The organism is Candidatus Bathyarchaeia archaeon, assembly GCA_035935655.1.
In the GTDB taxonomy this organism is placed as follows: domain Archaea; phylum Thermoproteota; class Bathyarchaeia; order 40CM-2-53-6; family 40CM-2-53-6; genus 40CM-2-53-6.
On sequence record DASYWW010000040.1, the window covers coordinates 229,467 to 247,096 of the forward strand.

General features: G+C 51.2%; 19 protein-coding genes. 3 read left to right on the forward strand and 16 right to left on the reverse strand.

Annotation, left to right across the window (positions count from 1 at the left end; genetic code table 11):
- Nucleotides 1–8: 8 nt before the first annotated feature.
- On the forward strand, nt 9–614 hold the full coding sequence (locus tag VGS11_08850; GenBank protein HEV2120192.1) for a hypothetical protein: 606 nt from the start codon (nt 9–11) through the stop codon (nt 612–614).
- Between the two features lie 26 nt (nt 615–640).
- Here VGS11_08850 and VGS11_08855 read toward each other — a convergent pair whose 3' ends face one another.
- The 5 genes from VGS11_08855 to VGS11_08875 are packed head-to-tail and all read right to left on the reverse strand — an operon-like array spanning nt 641 to nt 5,138.
- Nucleotides 641–1,714 carry a V-type ATPase subunit gene (locus VGS11_08855; GenBank protein ID HEV2120193.1) on the reverse strand — a complete coding sequence of 358 codons (1,074 nt, stop codon included), beginning with the start codon at nt 1,712–1,714 and terminating at the stop codon, nt 641–643.
- A 12-nt stretch (nt 1,715–1,726) separates the two neighbouring features.
- Nucleotides 1,727–2,209 carry a V-type ATP synthase subunit K gene (locus VGS11_08860; protein ID HEV2120194.1) on the reverse strand — a complete coding sequence of 161 codons (483 nt, stop codon included), beginning with the start codon at nt 2,207–2,209 and terminating at the stop codon, nt 1,727–1,729.
- Between the two features lie 4 nt (nt 2,210–2,213).
- On the reverse strand, nt 2,214–4,199 hold the full coding sequence (locus VGS11_08865; GenBank protein ID HEV2120195.1) for a V-type ATPase 116kDa subunit family protein: 1,986 nt from the start codon (nt 4,197–4,199) through the stop codon (nt 2,214–2,216).
- A 10-nt stretch (nt 4,200–4,209) separates the two neighbouring features.
- Nucleotides 4,210–4,815, reverse strand: a complete 606-nt coding sequence (locus tag VGS11_08870) for a V-type ATP synthase subunit E family protein (GenBank protein HEV2120196.1) — start codon at nt 4,813–4,815, stop codon at nt 4,210–4,212.
- A gap of 5 nt (nt 4,816–4,820) precedes the next feature.
- Nucleotides 4,821–5,138 (reverse strand): hypothetical protein, encoded by a 318-nt coding sequence (locus VGS11_08875; protein HEV2120197.1) that lies wholly within the window; start codon nt 5,136–5,138, stop codon nt 4,821–4,823.
- 131 nt (nt 5,139–5,269) lie between these two features.
- Here VGS11_08875 and VGS11_08880 point away from each other — a divergent pair, with 131 nt between their 5' ends.
- Nucleotides 5,270–5,851: a hypothetical protein gene (locus VGS11_08880; protein ID HEV2120198.1), complete on the forward strand. Its 582-nt coding sequence runs from the start codon at nt 5,270–5,272 to the stop codon at nt 5,849–5,851.
- Here VGS11_08880 and VGS11_08885 read toward each other — a convergent pair.
- The 9 genes from VGS11_08885 to VGS11_08925 all read right to left on the reverse strand — a co-directional run bounded on the left by VGS11_08885 (nt 5,848) and on the right by VGS11_08925 (nt 15,662).
- On the reverse strand, nt 5,848–7,308 hold the full coding sequence (locus VGS11_08885) for an NADH-quinone oxidoreductase subunit N (protein HEV2120199.1): 1,461 nt from the start codon (nt 7,306–7,308) through the stop codon (nt 5,848–5,850). The genes VGS11_08880 and VGS11_08885 overlap by 4 nt on opposite strands.
- 6 nt (nt 7,309–7,314) lie before the next feature.
- On the reverse strand, nt 7,315–8,832 hold the full coding sequence (locus tag VGS11_08890; protein HEV2120200.1) for an NADH-quinone oxidoreductase subunit M: 1,518 nt from the start codon (nt 8,830–8,832) through the stop codon (nt 7,315–7,317).
- Nucleotides 8,833–10,923 (reverse strand): NADH-quinone oxidoreductase subunit L, encoded by a 2,091-nt coding sequence (locus VGS11_08895; protein ID HEV2120201.1) that lies wholly within the window; start codon nt 10,921–10,923, stop codon nt 8,833–8,835. It lies immediately after the preceding gene.
- A 4-nt stretch (nt 10,924–10,927) separates the two neighbouring features.
- Nucleotides 10,928–12,433: an NADH-quinone oxidoreductase subunit M gene (locus VGS11_08900; protein HEV2120202.1), complete on the reverse strand. Its 1,506-nt coding sequence runs from the start codon at nt 12,431–12,433 to the stop codon at nt 10,928–10,930.
- 6 nt (nt 12,434–12,439) lie between these two features.
- Nucleotides 12,440–12,754 carry an NADH-quinone oxidoreductase subunit NuoK gene (gene nuoK, locus VGS11_08905; protein ID HEV2120203.1) on the reverse strand — a complete coding sequence of 105 codons (315 nt, stop codon included), beginning with the start codon at nt 12,752–12,754 and terminating at the stop codon, nt 12,440–12,442.
- On the reverse strand, nt 12,751–13,245 hold the full coding sequence (locus tag VGS11_08910) for an NADH-quinone oxidoreductase subunit J (GenBank protein ID HEV2120204.1): 495 nt from the start codon (nt 13,243–13,245) through the stop codon (nt 12,751–12,753). Before VGS11_08910 ends, nuoK begins: the two co-directional genes overlap by 4 nt.
- A gap of 9 nt (nt 13,246–13,254) precedes the next feature.
- Complete coding sequence (gene nuoH / locus VGS11_08915) at nt 13,255–14,262, reverse strand: NADH-quinone oxidoreductase subunit NuoH (GenBank protein ID HEV2120205.1); 1,008 nt, start codon at nt 14,260–14,262, stop codon at nt 13,255–13,257.
- 16 nt (nt 14,263–14,278) lie between these two features.
- Nucleotides 14,279–14,650 (reverse strand): NADH-quinone oxidoreductase subunit A, encoded by a 372-nt coding sequence (locus tag VGS11_08920; GenBank protein ID HEV2120206.1) that lies wholly within the window; start codon nt 14,648–14,650, stop codon nt 14,279–14,281.
- Nucleotides 14,651–14,729: 79 nt separating this feature from the next.
- Complete coding sequence (locus VGS11_08925) at nt 14,730–15,662, reverse strand: polyprenyl synthetase family protein (protein HEV2120207.1); 933 nt, start codon at nt 15,660–15,662, stop codon at nt 14,730–14,732.
- Nucleotides 15,663–15,820: 158 nt separating this feature from the next.
- Between VGS11_08925 and VGS11_08930 the strand changes: the two genes are divergently transcribed.
- The gene (locus VGS11_08930) at nt 15,821–16,261 is read left to right on the forward strand and encodes a plastocyanin/azurin family copper-binding protein (protein HEV2120208.1); all 441 of its coding nucleotides are present in this window, start codon (nt 15,821–15,823) and stop codon (nt 16,259–16,261) included.
- Between the two features lie 101 nt (nt 16,262–16,362).
- On the opposite strand, the gene VGS11_08935 is transcribed toward VGS11_08930, so the two are convergent.
- Nucleotides 16,363–17,211 (reverse strand): hypothetical protein, encoded by an 849-nt coding sequence (locus VGS11_08935; GenBank protein ID HEV2120209.1) that lies wholly within the window; start codon nt 17,209–17,211, stop codon nt 16,363–16,365.
- Nucleotides 17,212–17,318: 107 nt separating this feature from the next.
- Nucleotides 17,319–17,630: a cytochrome C oxidase subunit IV family protein gene (locus VGS11_08940; GenBank protein HEV2120210.1), complete on the reverse strand. Its 312-nt coding sequence runs from the start codon at nt 17,628–17,630 to the stop codon at nt 17,319–17,321.

The window sequence follows — 17,630 nt, forward strand, 5'->3', positions numbered from 1 at the left end:
GCGTATTTGTGAGCAGCCCAGATCTCGAAGCACAAGCAACTCCCAGAATAAAGGATGCACTAAACGCCGCGATCCGATACACGGGAAAAGAAGAGTTTGCCAAAACATCGGGAACTGACCCCTACGAGCTAGACAGAATCCTCCAAGGCGATACAGAATTTGTCCCGCTAGCGACCATAACACAAGCGTGCCAGATCAATAGGAGCCACAACGACCCCAACTCTGCCCATTCGAGCATTAGCGAATGCTTGAAGGGATCAATTTTGAGATTGCCCCAGAAAAGTAACGGCGCAGAGACAGCGACTCCAGTTGAGTCATCGACTCCCAGAAATCGACGAGCCCAATTCCTCAAGGGTCAGGGTCGCAATGAACGAATCTATGATGCCGTGGCTCTTCGAATAGCGGGATTCAGCGTTAACCTATTCACCTTTCTCGTCCTCGGATACTTTCTCGGCGGAATAATTCTAGGGCCGCTGTTCGGACTCGGCTCATGTGTAGGGGTATTGGCAACTCCACCTTGGATTGCTCCGTGTGCAGGGTCAGGGATAGGACTGGTAGTTGGATCGATTGTTGGACTTGCATACACGTACTACTATTTCGTCAAGAAACTCTAGTCAGCCAGGGAAGATGGTCTCAGAAATCACTCGGGAATGGCGACCAAGGATCGGATCTGGTCCGGTTTCATTCCTGCTCCAACTCCTGCGACGATGGCCGCGAGATTTCTAGCCTCGTTTTCCTTAGCGATCAAGAAAGCATGAACAACTCCCAATGTGTACGGGAATCCGAGGAATATCCTCTTGCTGATTTGCGTAGCGTGCTTTCTCGATGCGACTTCTAGGAAGGAGAGAGACTTTGTCTCTTCATACTTCTGCCTGGCTCCGGAGAGAATGCTGTGATAGTATGAATGTGAAGAAGCCAAATCAAGAGCTTGAGTTACGTCCTGAGCGGCTAGCAGTTGGTCAATCGTCCGATCATCAAGTTTCCAAGAGGAGGGGATAAGGTGCTCCCGGACATTAGGATTTCCGATGAGTTTGCTTCTCAGAATCATAGACAGATTTGCTAAGTCAACTGTCCCTCCAGCTATGGGAAGACAACTCTCTCGGTCGAAACCACCAAGCTTGTCTTTTACATAATTGTAGAAACGTTCCTCTCCCCAGCCACTAATGATATCTCGAACAAGGGAAGCTCTTTCGCCGGCGAGATCCTCCATCGAGAAACTCTTCACCCGGCTTATCAGCGCCCTGTCACCTACAATTCCAACAATTGTCCGGAAGTCATCCATCGAATAGAGTCGATGAAGCTCAGCTTCCTTCAGAAGGGCGAGGGGCTGACGAGTAGAAACGAACTCCTCCCAGCTTTTTCCTTGAGCTTTGAAAACCACTATCGCGGCAAGGTCGTACGCGTCGAATCGCCGGCTAAACTCGAGGAGAAATTCTCGGGCTGATCCTTGAGAAGATGAAATTAGCGTCTTAACTCCTCGGGCGAACCCCAACCGGACAGCTCGCTCTGTCTCTAGGGGGGAAGAGCCTTCTCTCAGTTCAGAGAGTTCTTTGCCATAGGGTCCGTCTGCAAGGACCCCTAGGATCTCGCTTTGGGTTCGGAACTCGGCGAGGGAATGTAACTGCTGTCGTTCCAGGAGCTTGCCTTTTTCTCCTCGAATCTTCGCGATAATGTAATTGCCTCGGACGATGTGGGATAGAGTCTCAGTTCCCACGACGCGTCGCTGTCACTTTGCTTGTAGTACCAACAACAGGGCCGTGACAAGGGCATAGATGGCCAGAGCCTCAGCCAATATCAGCGTGATTACAGCTCTCGAGAATATGTCCGGCTTCTCTGCAGTAGCAGCAGCAAGAGCGCTTCCAGAAGTGCCAATGCCGAATCCAGCGCCGAGCGCAGCTGCTCCCATCGTTAATCCGCCCGCGAATATTCTGACTGAGCCAGCAAGAGTAAGAGCGTCGGTAATGTGGAAGACTGAGAGAAGACCTACCACCAATCCGTAGATTGCCAATGCTTCAGCGAGGATTGTCGCGATAAAGGTCTTGAACATCACTTCAGGCCTCTCGACCCCTGCTCCGGCAATCGCTGGCCCTGAGATTCCGATTCCAATTCCGGCACCGATGGCTGAGAGGAGGACGCTTAGTCCACCGCCGAGGCCGGCCCAGAATGTGGGGCATAAAGTAACAGACGTTAGAGTAGCGCAATCAACCACTTGGTTACACAGTCCAGCTTGTTGGTTCTCGGTACGGCGCGAATGACAAACCTGATCCTTCATAAAACTTGCTAAACCACTCAACCCAGTGAAGTCTCAGAGTTTGTACGAAAACGATCAAGCCCTCTAGAATCATCACCAGAAGGTTCCCTGCAATTGCCCCTGCTATCCCGAAGGAAGTGAAGAATGCGAATTTAATTGCAAAGTCTGCTAGGTTGAGAGCCCAGATTCGAAGATAGGACAACGTATTGCTTCCTGCGCTGATGAACACTTCGAAGAAGTGAAGAGGTCCCTCTTTGACTGCCATGATTCCCATCGGTATGAACAAGAGTACAAGCAACGTCGGGTTCTGCAGGAGTACTCCGAACTTGTAGCCGGAGATAACGACTTGTGATGCTAGATAAATGAAGATAATGTAGAACCACGCCCAAGAAATCGGTCCATAGAATGCGTGCCGGATCTCGTGGTTCCGGACTTTGTTGTATATGCTTATTGCTAGGCCCGAGAGATAGTGTCCTACTCCGAAGAGGAGTATCACCGACATGTAAATGAGAAGATGGGAAATGTCCGGGGTGGCTGCGAAGGCTCCCTCGTTGGGGTTGAAGAATGGTCGGAGACCGAAGATCGCCTGGGACTCAAAACCGAAGAAGTCGCCGAAGAGAAACCCGAAAATCGTTATGCCGATGCCAAGCATAACAATGAGTTCCGCCCCGTTGACAAACAATTGCCCGATCTCAAAGATCTTGACCTTTTTTCGCTTCAGCCACAAAAGGAAGAGACCCAGAACCAAGAATAACGGACCCTCACCGAAATCTCCGAACATGAGTCCGTAGATCAGGGGAAAAGTGAGAATCATGAAGACCAAAGGATTCGTTTCGTTGTAAGATGGAATGCCAAAATTGTCGATTACAGATTGTAGAGGTGTTGCCCATCCAGGGACTCTAACCAGAGTCGGTGGGGTCTGATGCCCTTTTGCTTCAACGCCGTTCCCTATTGAAGTGCTATGAGCGACCTTCCGTCCATCTTGTACGTTCTCTCTAAGGACAGAAACGAGTCCGTTGCATGCCTGCGAAGCCCCTTCCGCAAGTCTCTGGACACTTTTCTCGGCGACCCACCCTCTTAACATAAAGGTCGACTCTGTGGTAGACGAGTTTGAGACAGCTCTAGATCGACCTTCCAGAATCTCTGTGAGATATTCGAGGGTCTTGAGTATCGGGCCGTTCTCCTTTCTAAGTACATCCCGCTGATGGTCAAGCTCCTCTTCCGCATCGTTGATGTTCGCCAGTCGGGCGTCCGCGAATTTCTTGGCTTCCTTAGGGTCTGGTGGGAGGTCTGCCCAGGGCTCTTCCACCCTTGAGCCCAGTGCAGTGGCTGCTTGTTTCGCGTCGTCTTCGAAGGCTCGCGGAAAAATAGCTAGGAAAGTCTGAGTCTTGTCTGCACTATGAGTAATAACGAAGATCAGATTTCCGTACGTCAGCTCATCTAGATCTGTTTGGATCGAAACGGTCGATTCCTTTGCACATTCTCCAGCAAGGGTAACGAGAAATTCACTGCTCCCAATTGTGCCAAGGGGCATACCCACTGCTTCTAATCCTGATAGGAATCGTGAGAGTTCCGATGTTCTCTCTTTGTCAGTTAGTAATTTTCCCTGCGCTTCCTCTAGTTGGCGGACAGACCCTTCGAGTTTCGACGTTTCTTGGTCGAGGAAGAGGGCGAGCTCGTCGATGTTATGAATTGGGGCTTCAATTTTCTCCGGTTGAACATCCGGCGCTTGGAGAGCTGCGGCCAATGCTGAAATGCGGTTCCTGATCGTCGCCGATTTTGACAGCAAGCCCGTAGCTTCGAATGGTGTTGCTCCTGGTGGGAGATGTTCATCCTCGATGGTGATGAGGTGAATCAATTGTTCTCTCCCGGCGTAGGAGAGGAGGTTTGGCAACTCATCCTTTGCGACTATGATGCTGACTTGATGCATTAGCTCTGGTCTAAGCAAGAATGGAGACCTACTCACCGAATATCGTGGAAGAGATTGTCGTTAGGAGCTGGTTGTCCAGTCTTTCTATGCGAGCTTTGAAGGAGTTGTTGAAGATCACCTTTCCGTCTGGGTCACTCGCGATCACGCCTCCCAGGTCATCAATCGCTGTCTCGTCAGAGACGAACTTTGTACCTTTGGGAAGCGACTGTCCCAGGGATTGTAGACTCTTCTTCTCCGCATTCCGATAGCCAACTCGCACTACTGCGTTATCTGTCCCCAGCGCCTCAACCGCTTCCATCACGAGGCGTTTCAATGTCGACTCGAACTGGCCAGTAGTAGCGAATTCCGAAAGGCGTTGTTCAACGGACTTGAGAACGCTTTGAACGATCCGATTCCTCTCGTCAAGAATCTTCAGGCGGTTTGCTCTGATTCTGGAACTAAGAATACTCCTCCTGATGCTCTCGGCCTCCAAGCCGGCTCTCGCTAGAATATCGTTCGCATCTCTTTGAGCTTGGGCTTTGGCCTCTTCTAGAATCTGCCTGGACTTTTCTTCTGCCTGTTCGACCATTCCCGAAGCCTTCAGTCCTGCGTCTGACAGAATTCGACTGTGAAGCTTCTCCAACGACTCCGCCATTTTTTTCAACCACCTAGAACCAATTCGACGGCCTTCTTGGCGGCAGCGTCTTTCCTGCTCTCGAAGAGTTTCTTGTAATTTTCAAGTAGCGAGTCGGTTTCCACGTCTGAGGTTCTCGCGTCGGCCTCCGCTTTCTCCCGCGCCTCTCGAAGCATCTGGGCTTTTCGCTGTTCTGCCTCAGCTGTTGAGGCTTGCCGAACCTTCCTAGCTTCTTCCGAGGCACGAGCCTGAATTTCTCGAGCCTTTGACTCCGCTTCCTCGACAATCCGTTTGGCTTGTCCTTCAGTCTCCACAATCTTCTTTACAGCGTCGATTCCGGACAAGCGATTTCTGCTCCAAATGCACCATTAGGTCGCGTTTTCGAATTCGTAGTTTGAGTGCGCGCTATAAAACTGTTCGAAGAAGGGTTTTGATACAGTTTCCAATTCTTTACTCTACATACGAGGTCGCTGAAGTGCCCGTCAAGATAATTCACCCGGACCACATAGAAATCATGGGTCTAGGGCGCGTACTTCTGACCGCTCCTCCTGCCACTAGCTCCGACGCGGACCTTCACATGGGATCAATCGTTGAGGAAGCGGCACTGACTTCGAGGTCCCACGCAGTCATAGGCAAGGTCAACAGGGAATTCTTGGATCCGAATAGGATTCAGTCCGTGCAAACGGAGCTGAGAAGGAGCATCGAGGAATTCATTACGGAAGATGGCATCCGGTATATTCTGGAGATCCAAGGGAAAAGAGAACCAGGCGTGGACATTAGGACGGTCGCAGCCCAGACAAGTTCCGACTCTACGATCGAGTTAGTGAGGGCAAGGTTAGTCAACGATTTCAATGTGGGTGCGAACCCCGAGAACAAGAGCGACAAGCATACAGGCACAGATACGAGTCACGGGAAGAAGAATGCGGATGACAACCTCTCATCTGTTGAGCAGATCCAAATTCAGTTCGGTCATGAAGAGAGACACTTTCTGAGGGAGAAGGTGATCAGAGACATCTCCGAGATAGCCGATATTCTGAATGGGCAGTTAGCATCCTAGCGTGGGACTAGTGCCGCCGCAGCGCCTTGAACTAGTCGAATCCAAGGGTCGGGATAGATACCTATGGCGAAGATCAGAATTGTGGCAGCCCAAAGAACGGTCATGTACACACGTGGTTCTGGAATCTTGGACTGATCTGCCGGTTCGTCAAAATACATTCTCTTAATGATCCAACCATAGTAGCTCATACTGAAGCCACTGTTGATGAGAGCAGCTAAGGCGAGATAGCCGCCCCAGCTATATGGGGAATAGATCGAGCCGGTGAAGAGCATCACTTTGCTGAAGAACCCATTCAGTGGGGGCACTCCTGCAAGGCCGAGGAAAATTACTGCGATATTCAGAGATGTTTGGGGCATTCTTCGAGATAGACCATTGAAAGATTCAAGGTCCGTAACCGAGAGCCTGGTAGCAACCGCTGCAGCAGCTACGAATGCAGCTGTCTTCAGAATAGAATAATTCAGAACGTGGAAGAGTCCACCTGCTAGACCCAACGGCACATTCGTTACCGTGAAGGGTGTAGCCAAAGCCATTAGAATGTAGCCAGCCTGGGCGATGCTGGAATAAGCTAAGAGTCGAGTGAAGCTTTTCTGCATAAGAGCCGCGACGTTCCCTACACTCATTGTTACTACGGCCACAATAGCAAAAGTCGAGTAGAAATCCACGCTGAAAGCTGAGATCCCCACTATGAAAACTCGAAAGGCCGCGGCGAATGCTGCCATCTTTGCGCCAGCCGCCAAAAAAGCACCAATTGTTACGGGGGCTCCTTCGAAAGCGTCAGGTATCCACATGTGAAAGGGAACGACTGCCATCTTCACCCCGAACCCGACGATGAAGAGAACTATGGCAAGGACTCCAAATGGGCGGACATCGGGCCCTGACGTAGATAAGGAGCTTGCAATGGCTGTTAGCCCAGTAGAGCCTGTGACGCCGAAAACTAGGGAGATGGCGTAGACAATAAACGCGGAGGAGAGCGCCGAGAGAACGAAGAATTTCATGGCTGCCTCGTTAGAGTTCGGATCTTTCTTCCTGAAAGCGGTTAGAGCATAGGTAGGAATGCTCATCAATTCCCAGCCAACATAGAGAAGTATCAGGTCCATCGAAGCAGCCAGGACAATCATTCCGAGAGTCGAAAGAAGGAGAAGCCCGAAGAACGGTCCTTTGTTGGGATCCTCTCGCATGTATTGGAGTGAGGCAACCGTGACGAAGATTGCTACGATCAGGAGAACCCCTGAGAAGAACAGGGTAAACAGATCAACTTGGAGTCCCCCGAAAGATACGCGCGAAGGACTCGTGAACCCAAGCCACACAGTCGACACTAGAGCCACAGCCAGACCCAGGATCCCGACAAAGGGGGCGAGACCAAGCTTCGATTTTCTGAGCCGGAGAAACCCCGCGGGAGTCGCGAGGAGTCCGAATACTGCCAAGCTGAGAAACGGAGCCAGCGAGAGAAGAGCCATCCTAGATCACTTTGCACCAAATCCGACTATCGTTCCAACCCACTTCTCCACTGTCGGCGTTATTACACTCCCGAGCACTGGTGGAGGATACACGCCGAAGATCAGCAACGGCACGAGAAATGCAACCAGTATCAGGATCGAGTGAAGATGCAGCTCGTTCTTGGGACCGACCGGCGGGGTCATCGCGACACGTCGAAGCATCCAGAGGAAGTATCCGACGGTCAGAGCTGGCGCGACGATGGCGATCGCAAAAACATAGCTCACGTTAAGAGCGCCCTGAATCACGAGATACTCGCTGATGAAATTGGCAAATCCGGGAACCGCCATTGCGGCCATCGAAGCCAGAAAGAGGAGTGTAACCGTCTGAGGCATCTTTCCCCTCAGCCCCTTTAGTTCGTCAATGTTCCGGGTTCCAGTATGTTCGTGAATGTATCCCGACATAAGGAAGAGCATTCCAACTGCAAGGCCATGGCTGAACATCTGAAAGACTGCTCCAGAAACACCCGCGACGGTTGCCGTGAACGCCCCGAGCAAAACGTAGCCCATGTGATTGACACTCGTAAGAGCAATCATTCTCTTCAGATCCCGAGCAACAAGGGCAACGGATGCGCCATAGATGATAGTAATGAGACCGATTGTCGTGAAGTAGGGCCAGAGGACACTCACTGCCTTAGGGAAGAGCAACAAGTTGTACCTGATCAACCCATAACCTCCCATCTTGAGGAGTAAACCAGCAAGAAGAACACTGACAGGCGCCGGAGCTTCGACATGCGCATCAGGCAACCAAGTGTGAAGCGGAAAAATCGGAAGCTTGACCGCGAATCCGATGAAAGTCGTAACTGCCACTGATACCTGCAAGGGCAGTGCAAGGCTAGGAATCCTGGCCGCCAGAACATCATAATCGAACGATGGCCCCCCTGAATAAGCAGAGGTTCCAGTCCAGGCGTAAAGAGCGAGAAAACCGAAGAGCATCACCGCGCTACCGGAATAGGTGAAAATGAGGAACTTCAAGGAGGCATATCTTCGGCGGGGTCCTCCCCAGATTCCGATGAAAAAGAACATTGGAATGAGAACGATCTCCCAGAAAAGATAGAACAGAATCAGGTTAAGGGAAGTGAAGACGCCGATAATTCCCGTTTCGAAAATGAGAAAGAGAGCATAGTACTCTGCGTGCTTGAAGGTAATCTGATCCCAGGATCCCGCAGCTGACAAGAGGCTCAGAAACGTCGCTATCATAAGGAGTGGAAGACTGATGCCGTCGATCCCAACCCTATAGTTGAGCCCAAAGGATCCCGCCCATGGGGCACTTTCGGTTAGCTGGAAGCAGTTCAGAGCCAACCCACCGGGGCATCCTGATGGGCCGTATTGGAAAACTACGAGAACTAGAATTGAGATTGCGAATACTATGGCGGTGGTCCCGACTCCTAGAGTCTTTGCTACCCTGGCGTTTTTCCTGCCGAGAATGTATGTTGGCGCGGCAAGTATTGCGGGGAGAAAAACCGCGATCGAGAGGAGCCCGATCATCTAGGTGGCTCCGACGACGAACAGCATGTAGGCGAGCAGAAGGATTATTCCGATGGCGAAGCCGATGATGTACTGTTCTGTTACTCCTGTCTGGAGCCTTCGGAGGAGGTTGCTGAGCCGGGAACCGTAAGATGCAACCTCGTTTGCGGCTCGGTCAACAACTTGAGTGTCAAGCTGATCGCTCGCCCGTGAATAGTCCATGATGTCTCTACCAATCGTGTTGTTTAGCCTGTTCCAGATCCCTTGTTCGACAAGCTCGTAGAGTCCTCGACTTGCGGCGAGCAGGCCTGACACGAATACTTTGTAGTAGATGGCGTCTAGGTACCAGCGATTGTAGAGGAATCGCTGAATGGGGTTCATGTCCGTTTTGAATTCGTAAAGTTTCTTGAAGTAGAGGAGATATCCAACTACGCCGCCAATGACCGCCACCATGGTGCTCACGGAGAACAACAGAAGATCGGTAATACCAGAAGTTGGGCTAGTCGCCGCGGGGAGTTTGTACGCGGCTGAGCTGAACGTGTTCGCGAGATACGCGACCAGTGGACCACTGTAGAAAGGATAAGCTAGTCCCAGGGCCAGACTGCCAACTGCCAGAAGTAAGTAGGGAATAAGCATAGTGAAGCCAGCCTCGTGTGGATGCTTTCCACCCTCCGTCAATTCCATCACGTGTCTGCTAGGCTTCCCGGCGAGTGTGATCCCTAGCATTCTGACTGTGTAGAAACCCGTGATGAATGCTGTGGCGAGCGCCAGTCCGTAGAGAATGTATTGTCCGCCGAGGAAGCTAACGGAGAGTATCGCGTCTTTTGTCCAGAACCCGCTGAATGGTGGAATACCCATCAGGGATAACCCTGCCAAAAGCATTGACGCGGAAGTAAGCCTCATCGCCTTTGCCAACCCGCCCATTTCGTCCATGAAACGTGATCCCGCCACGTGCAACACCCATCCGGCGGCTAGGAAGAGTGAAGCCTTGAACACGGCGTGGCTGAGAAGGTGAAAGAGTCCTGCGGAATATCCTGCCAGAAAGTTAGCGCTGAGCCCTGCAACTCCGAGGGCAAGCATCATGTAACCGATTTGAGAGATCGTGGAGTATGCAAGGACCTTCTTTATTTCGCGAGCGACCGCGGCCTGACTCGCTGCCAAGAGTGCAGTGAATGCGCCTACCCAAGCGATCACGCCGAAGAATTGAGGCACCTGGTTGAATTGAGATAACGCGATGAAAAATACGGGTCCCATTCTTCCTGTCAGGAAGACTCCGGCCTTGACCATTGTTGCAGCGTGAATCAGGGCGGAAACCGATGCGGGACCAGTCATTGCATCTGGGAGCCATTCTTGCAAGGGAAACTGGGCCGACTTTCCGATGGGTCCTCCGAAGAAAAGTAGTGCCGCGGGGAGTAGAAGGCCGAGTCGAGCTAGATTCGCAGCCCAGCTAGCTGAGCCGCCAAGTTGCAATACCAATTGGTTGTAGTTGAAGGTCCGGGCGAACGCGTAGATCAGAAAGATTGCGATCAGCAACGCGATATCTCCTATTCTTGTCATTATGAACGCTTTCATTCCTGCCTTTGTCGCGGAGTATTCTTCCGAGACGCCAAGAGCCTTGTCCCCTGGGCTACCTACCCAGAATTGTGGCTCGTCGCGATAGAAGTGACCTATCAACGCGTACGAGCAAAGGCCTACTCCTTCCCAGCCGAAGAACATCATCAAGAGATTGTCAGAGAGAACTAGCAACAGCATGTTTCCAATGAAGAGGTTCATGAAGAACCAGTATCGGGTTAGGCCGAACTCGCCTTTCATGTAGCCAACGCTGTAAATCATGATGAGGAGACTGATCCAGGCAACGATGTTCGCCATGAACATGCTAAGAGGATCAACCAGAATTCCAGCGTTGATGTTGAGAGACGGAATCCAAGCAACGGTGTAATCTCCGCTCGAGACAGTCAATGAGGAGACAGTCGCCAATACAGCTGCGACAAACGTGAAACCGACAGCGGTTACGTCACGAACTCTAGAATGAATCTTGGCGAAAATCGGTGTAAGAAGCGCGCCCACCAGGGGAGTGACCCAGATTAGCCATACGAGAAGAGAGCTAGCCAATCCTCTAAGACCCCACTATCGCTCTTGCCGCGGAGAGGAGACGGCCAAGTATGGGCTCAGGGTAGATACCCAGGATTATGGTGACAATGCTAAGGGTGATGAGTGGAAGAGTGATTGTCCAGGGCGCTTCCTTGACGTCGGAGGTATCCGAATTTGGCGCTCCGAAGAAAATCTTCTTCATCGCCATTAACGAATAACCTGCGGTGAGAGCGGTCGCAATGATTCCTAGGGCTGCGATTACAATGCGGTACTCCGATGCTGTGTCGGTGGCTCTTACAAATCCGCCTTGAAATAGAAAGAACTCGGACAGGAATCCATTGGTGGAGGGTAGGCCTGCAAGAGTTAGGGACCCGATGAAGGCTGCGGTGGCGGTGATAGGCATTTTGCCTGCAAGTCCTCCGAGCTTGCTCAGGCTTCTCTCGCCCCGGACCTGTAGCATTACTGCTCCGACTACGATGAAGAGTATTCCTTTGGCCGTCCCATTGCTCACGTACTGGAACATTGATCCTGAAACGCCAAACGAGTTGAATGCGGCCAGCCCGAATAGGATGTAGCCCATCTGGCTGATGCTCGAGTATGCTAGCAGTCTCTTGATGTCATCTTGGACCAAAGCCATGGCACTGCCATAAATCATTGTAATCAGCGCCCACCCCGCGAAGAAAGCGGAGAAAGTAAGGAAGGATTGTGGGAAGATCGTCATGACGATTCTAACGGTGGCGTATCCACCTATTCCCGTCATGGCCGCGGCTAGAATCGTACTGATCGGGGTCGGTGCTTCAGCGTATGCCGACGGAAGCCAGACGTGGAGGCCGAACTGGCCAATCTTCACAAAGAACCCGAAGCACATTGCTGCGACAATTCCAAGACGGAGGGTTGTTGAGATGAGTCCCGGATTTACAGCAAGGTTGTTGATTACGAGATCCATGTCGGTAACGCCTGTCAGAAAGGCGGTGACTAGTATTCCAACAAGGAACACCAGGGCTCCCACGTGCGTCCAGATGAAGTATGTCAACGAAATTCTCTCTTTTTCTCCGTACCCCCATTCAGCGATGAGGAAGAAGGAGGGAACGAGCATTATCTCAAAGAAGAGATAGAACTCGATCAGATTTGTTGCGAGAACAGTCCCGATCATTCCCAGAGAGTAGAGTGCATAGAGGCTGTAGTACAGTCCATAGCGTCCTGGGTCATCGCCTATTCTCTGACGCATGTATGGAACGGAGAAGAGGGAGACTAGAGCTGTCAGGAGACATATTATGAAGAGTATTGGAAGGCTCAGATTGTCGACCCGGAGGCCGAAGTTTCCAATTGGAGACCATGAGTACAGTTCCTGGTAGGTTCCTTGATTAGATCCAGACCCCTGAAGCGCGGCGTATAGAATCGTTGCGAGTGGGATGAGTAGGAGGGCGAATGAAACGAATCCGGTGTTTTCCTTTAGCGTTCTTGCTGTAGCGAATAGGAGTGGAATCCCTATCAGCGGTACTACTATTGCACCGATTAGAAGCAGTGTCATCTAGGTCTAACCTTTCAGTTTCGATAGCTTTGACAGATCGATCTCGGTGTTTAGTCGGGAGACAAGGATGATTATGGCGAGTCCAACTGCAGCTTCCATTGCGGCAAGTGCAATTGTGAACAGTACTAGCACTTGCCCGGTTACTATGGGGGGACTACGGAGGCGTGCGAAGGCGATGATGTTAAGATTAGCAGCGTTGTAGATCAGTTCTACGGAGAACAAGATGCGAATGGCGTTCCGCTTCGTTGTGAGACCGTAGATTCCGATCCCCAGTAGGATTACTGAGACTGCAAAGAAGCTCGACAAAGGCTCCATTGTCATTGCCCTCGATCCGTCTTAGACAATGCCAGCGCGCCAATTACCGCGGCCGCCATTACTAGTGACATGAATTCTAGTTGAACGCCATAGTCTTTCAAGAGAGATGTACTGAATAGAGAGAGATCGCACCCAGATCCGCAAGAATCTTGTCCAGGGAACGCTGTTGCACTGGCAAGGGCACCGATCATTCCTAGTAGCAACGAAACTAGGATCGCCGTGAGAAGCGACACTCGTTTCAACCCTAGAGGGGTCTCTCCCATCTTCGGGCCGACAAGCATGACTGTGAATAGAATCAGAACGACTACGGCGCCGATGTATACTGCGATCTGAAACCAGCCCACATAGGCCGCATCGAGAAGGAAGAAGAGTCCTGCTACCCCTAGGAAAGCGATTCCAAGCGCTGCCGCCCCGTAAACAAGGTCTCTCGCTTCAATCGCCAATATCCCTGCGCCTATCGTCACTCCTGCGAAGGCGAGAAACACGATATCTGTCATCTTTTTTGATCAGAACGTTGGCAGTCCGACGACCAATAGGTACGTGATTCCAATGTTTACAATCGCGAGCGTGAGCAGAACGGTCCATCCCGCCCTGAGAAGTTGGTCGAGACGGACTCTTGGAAATGTGGATCGAAGTAGCATTATCAATACAATTACTACGAGGGCTTTGAGGAGCATCCAGAAGAGCGGGGGTAGAAAGCTCGGTCCGAGGAAGCCTCCTAGATAGATTGTTGCGAAAAGTGCCGAGAAAGCGTAGAGCTTCACAAAGCCTGGACCCTGAGCTGCGAGGAATAGGACGCCAGGATACTCGGCTTGCCAACCCATCATGATCTCGGATTCCGCTTCGGGAAGGTCGAATGGAAGTCGCTCCATCTCTGCGACACTGGTCACCAAGAAGATGAATGCTCCAAGCGCTTGCGGAATGATGAACCACCCGTTAGTCTGGGCTGATACTATCTGAGCGAGATTCATGGTTCCCGCCATCATTATCACTCCGAGAGCCGAAAGCCAGAGTGGAATTTCGTACGCCGTCTGCTGGAAGAGTGCTCGAAGACCTCCGATGAAAGGGAACTTGCTGTTAGCACTCCATCCCGCTAGCAGGATGAGAGTGGGAGACAAAGTGATGATTGCCAGGAAGGCTGGAAGCCCCACCTCGATGTTCGCGATTTGAAGCCCGGGTGCAAATGGGATCAGCCCAACGAGGGCCGCGCCAAGCACTAGACCCGTTGTGGGAGCCATTATGAAAAAGAACGCGTCGGAGCTCTCTGGAACGAATAGCTCTTTGAATGAGAGCTTGATCAGATCTGCGAACATCTGAAGAATTCCGCCTGCGGGGCTCGCGTATAGCGGACCAATTCGGAGCTGCACTCGTGCGGTAACCTTGCGTTCCAACCACCCCAGCAGCGCGCCGATGATAGCGATTGATAGGAGGCCCGGAAAGAGGACTATTTCGAGAAATAGTGGGCTAGTGAGCATGTCAAATATCGGTTGTAATGGTCCAAGAATTGGCGCCAATCTCCGGATTAGACTCCTACCAGTTCTCCCGGTGATCGGCTAGATGCAGGGCGTAACCCAACGGGATCAGGAGCACAACAATGAAGACAAGAACCGGAACCGATCCTGACGCGCCAAGAGCCCTTAGATTCAACCCCCAGGCGAATAAGAACATCGCAATAACGTCGTAGACGACGAACATCAAGAGATAGGGATAGTATTGAATGATGAATCGGGTCCTGCCGGGGCCCGCGGCGATTTGTCCTGACTCGAAAGGTTTCTTCTTTTCAGGGGTTGGGCGGGGGTCCCTTGGGGTGACGAATAGTCTTAGGACTATGACTAGGGCGACGGTCGAGACAAAAAGAAAGGCGATGTAGGCCCCGATCTCCGGGATTCCCTGTGCGACCATTTCTTGGACCCGTGCTCGATCTTTGAGCCACCGGGAGTTGAGATATTATAAACGTTTGAGTTAGAGAGTAATTTTGCCCCTATTCCTTCCTCTTCCACAGATAATCGACGTATTCTTCGAGAATCTTCCGGTTTCTCAACCGTTTTACCTTCAGCAACGAAGCCTTCGCCTCAATTGCATAGTCTCTCGCGCGTTTCCGTGCAAATTCTAGAGATCCCGTTTTCCTAAGAAGTTGAAGGACCTCTTTGTTGCTATGACCGTTGTTCGAGTTCAACACATCAGAGCTATGGTTGGGACGAGACGCCTCATGAAGACAGTGCGAAGTCACGATGTTCGGTCCCTTCAACAGCTGCTCCCCAGAACCATTGTGGAAATCAAGTACGTCATCTTGAATCTGAAACGCCATTCCGCCTGACCTCCCGAATTTCTGCATGTTGACAAGATCCTTTCCCTCTATCCCGGCAATTGCAGCTCCGATACCCGCAGCACTACCAAACAGAGAGGCCGTCTTCAAATCAGCAATCGCAATACACTCACTTACACTCGCGTTCAAGTCGGAAATAATGTCCAAAAGTTCTCCTCTACTGACATCTACTAGAGTCGAGCCAATCATTCTCATAACCTCCGCGTTCTTGTAGTTCGACAAGAGCTGAACCCCCTTAGACGCGAGGAATAATCCCGACGTCAAGGCTTTCTCGTTACTGAACGCCATATGGACGGACGGAGCACCTCTCCGAACCTGGTCCTTATCGATCAGATCGTCAAAAACGAGGGTGGCAGCGTGAATTATCTCAAGCGCCGCAGCCGCGTCAAGCGCATCCTCAGGATCTCCCCCAAGAGCTTTCGTCGACAGCACGACCAATAGAGGCCTACAGCGTTTGCCTCCCGTCTTGAACATGTATTTGATAATCTGATTTGCTTCCTCTCGATCGAAATTCGTCTCAAGAGTATTGTCAATTTTTTCTTGTATCGGACCTCTCCAACTCTTGAAGACAGGAGGAAAGACACTCATTCAGTCATCATCTAGGCCAAGTTTTCAGATAGCAGGTGACCACACCCATATTTAATCGGTTGCAAACGTGGGAATTCCTGTCATGATTATCGGTATGTACATGCCTGAAACAACCTTTATACGAAAAGAGGACCTGCGCACGTAAATCAAGGAAAAAAATGGAAACAACACCTAAGCCACCGGAAGTACTAAAGTCCAAAGGCAGTCCGTGGAAGCTCATTGCGATCGTTATAGTAATACTAATCGTAGTGGGCGTCGCTGCTTACATTCTGACCCTACCGCCATCCTCCACTACTGCGAACATACTCATCAAAGACGACAGCGCATGTGGGGCTTCGCCTCCAGATACCGCTTGCCTGTTCAGTCCCGCATCGTACCAGGCAACAGTTAATGGTCCAGCCGTCGTCTGGAAGAATACTGGAGGAGTTCCGCACACCGCAACTTCCAATTCCACTGCGAACGGGAGCCTGCCGTCGTTTAACAGTAATTCTATCGCAATAAATGGTGGGATATTCTCTTTCACCTTTACCAAAGCAGGCAACTACTCCTATTACTGCAACATCCATCTTTGGATGAAAGGCACCATCATCGTAAAGTAGCTCGTTGCTTTAACATCGTCGCTTGCAGTATTCCCACCTCTCTTTTTTCTGTAATCAGGGTTTGATCGAATGGAGCGTAATGAACTGAGTACTCCGTAACTCTAGGATTTCACGCAAACTTGGCCCTTGAAGCTGTGTAATGATCTCGCTGATATCAGCGGCGCCACGACTAGAATTGGTATGCTTACGACAACGAACGTGGTCTGAAGGGAGCCCTCAAAGAATGAGGCGGACAAAGTACCGGTCCCACCGAGCGTTGAAAGTATGGCCAGACCCGCGCAAGTTGGACATGAAGTGAAGAGGCCGATGAAGGCTCCTATCCCTCCGAACAAGCCCCTTCCAGCGTTCTTCGTTCGAAACGATAATGTCCAACTCGCAAAGCTTGCGTTTAGACCGACCAGCCATGAAATTGAGAAGAGCAGAAGCAAGTTGACCGGAACGAGAACCAGCCCTAGGTGTTGAGTGATGTACGCAACGACTTGTGGAGTTCCTCCAAGTGGGCTACAACAGGTGGCGATAGCCACAGAAGGTATCCCCGCGTGATATACATCTGAGAAACTGATTGAAGGTTGAAAGACGATGATCCCGGAAGCGAACGCATAGAACAAGCCATATGCGGATGAAGACGCGAAGAGCAGCCGGGAGTATCGATTTCTTGAGAAGGCCGCTGCGACCATTCCAGTAATGGAGGATGGGGGTCCTGAGGCTTCGCCCATTGACCGGCTGGTCAAGAGGCGGGTGGCACCATAGAATAGAATTCCTAATCCGACGATGTCAAGGCCGAATGCGAAATATGCGTAGGTTATCAGAAAGCCTTCGCCGCGGACCGCTTCCGTTTGATTCAAGGCGGCTACCATGGGATAAGTGGTGAATCCCAAGATCACGAGAAGAGTGCCGAGAAGTACAATTGCCAACGGTGGAACCTGGCCGGATAGTGGTCGGTTTGTCATAGCGTGGATTCGCCCGCTGAGTCGCGCAGCCGTGGATATTCTATGATATCGAGCAACTCCATGTCTTTCGGACCGACAAGGTCGAGATCCACTCGCTGGAATGAGTCTCAGTGAACGTGCAACTGTATGAAAACTAATGACATTAGTAAGGAGGCTATTACGAGGCCGACAAGGACCCACGACGAGAGGGATCTCGGTTCGTATTTGAGGTGTTGGTAGAATAATGCGATGAGGAGCGCCTTCATCCCGGCCAAACCTAGAAGAATGCTGACTATCAATCCATAAGAAAGAGCGACCGTTCCAAACAGCATCGATACGCCGCTCGACGCGGACGGGTACAACGCTACGATATTGACTTCTATGTCGGTGCTTCCTACAAGGATCGCGAATACGAGAAGGTAAAGGTAGGTGGTGTTCAT

Bases quoted from the DNA above. Each gene is read 5' to 3' on its own strand.
- nuoK (HEV2120203.1), bottom strand. From the start codon at position 12,754: ATGACAATGGAGCCTTTGTCGAGCTTCTTTGCAGTCTCAGTAATCCTA.
- VGS11_08900 (HEV2120202.1), bottom strand. From the start codon at position 12,433: ATGACACTGCTTCTAATCGGTGCAATAGTAGTACCGCTGATAGGGATT.
- VGS11_08925 (HEV2120207.1), bottom strand. From the start codon at position 15,662: ATGAGTGTCTTTCCTCCTGTCTTCAAGAGTTGGAGAGGTCCGATACAA.
- VGS11_08870 (HEV2120196.1), bottom strand. From the start codon at position 4,815: ATGGCGGAGTCGTTGGAGAAGCTTCACAGTCGAATTCTGTCAGACGCA.
- VGS11_08935 (HEV2120209.1), bottom strand. From the start codon at position 17,211: ATGACAAACCGACCACTATCCGGCCAGGTTCCACCGTTGGCAATTGTA.
- VGS11_08890 (HEV2120200.1), bottom strand. From the start codon at position 8,832: ATGATCGGGCTCCTCTCGATCGCGGTTTTTCTCCCCGCAATACTTGCC.
- VGS11_08885 (HEV2120199.1), bottom strand. From the start codon at position 7,308: ATGGCTCTTCTCTCGCTGGCTCCGTTTCTCAGCTTGGCAGTATTCGGA.
- VGS11_08910 (HEV2120204.1), bottom strand. From the start codon at position 13,245: ATGACAGATATCGTGTTTCTCGCCTTCGCAGGAGTGACGATAGGCGCA.
- VGS11_08930 (HEV2120208.1), top strand. From the start codon at position 15,821: ATGGAAACAACACCTAAGCCACCGGAAGTACTAAAGTCCAAAGGCAGT.
- VGS11_08920 (HEV2120206.1), bottom strand. From the start codon at position 14,650: ATGGTCGCACAGGGAATCCCGGAGATCGGGGCCTACATCGCCTTTCTT.
- VGS11_08940 (HEV2120210.1), bottom strand. From the start codon at position 17,630: ATGAACACCACCTACCTTTACCTTCTCGTATTCGCGATCCTTGTAGGA.